We start from the raw sequence: 668 nt of genomic DNA, 5'->3' as shown, positions 1-668 counted from the left end.
GAGGTGGAAGAAGAGATGAAGTCCGCCGACGGCTATGCCAAGGCCACGTCCGAGGCGTATAACCGGCGTGCAGCGGAGATCTATTCCGAGCAGGCCCGGGACGTGGACATCATCATCACCACAGCCCTGATCCCGGGGCGTCCGGCGCCGAAGCTGCTCACGGCCGAGGACGTGGCCGGCATGAAGTCCGGCAGCGTGATCGTTGACATGGCCGCCGGGCAGGGCGGGAACGTGGAAGGCTCGGTGGCCGGTGAGCGCGTGGTCACGGAGAACGGTGTGGTGATCCTTGGTTACACCGACCTCCCGGCCCGGTTGCCGGCGCAGGCGTCCCAGCTGTACGGGACGAACATGCTGAACCTGCTCAAGCTCCTGACGAAGGAGAAGGACGGCCAGCTGCGGATCGATTTCGACGACGTCGTGCAGCGTTCAGTGACCGTGGTGCGCGACGGGGAGAAGACCTGGCCGCCGCCGCCGGTCCAGGTCTCCGCCGCACCGATGGCGCAGACGCAGAGCCCAGCCGCGGAGAGCACTGCGCCGAAGAAGAAGGAAGGCCTCAGCGCCGCCGGCAAGGCCGGACTCTTTGCCGCGGGCATCGCCGCGTTGTTTGTGGTCAACACGGTGGCGCCGGCTCCGCTGCCGCAGCATTTCACGGTGCTGATGCTCTCGGT

General features: G+C 67.1%; 1 pseudogene. It reads left to right on the top strand.

Annotation, left to right across the window (positions count from 1 at the left end):
• Positions 1-668, top strand: a pseudogene (locus tag PV761_RS24220) (NAD(P)(+) transhydrogenase (Re/Si-specific) subunit alpha); the annotation flags it as partial.

The sequence above is a fragment of the Arthrobacter sp. CC3 genome (genome assembly GCF_039907775.1).
GTDB lineage: Bacteria > Actinomycetota > Actinomycetes > Actinomycetales > Micrococcaceae > Arthrobacter.
This window is presented reverse-complemented; position numbering and strand designations above follow the sequence as displayed.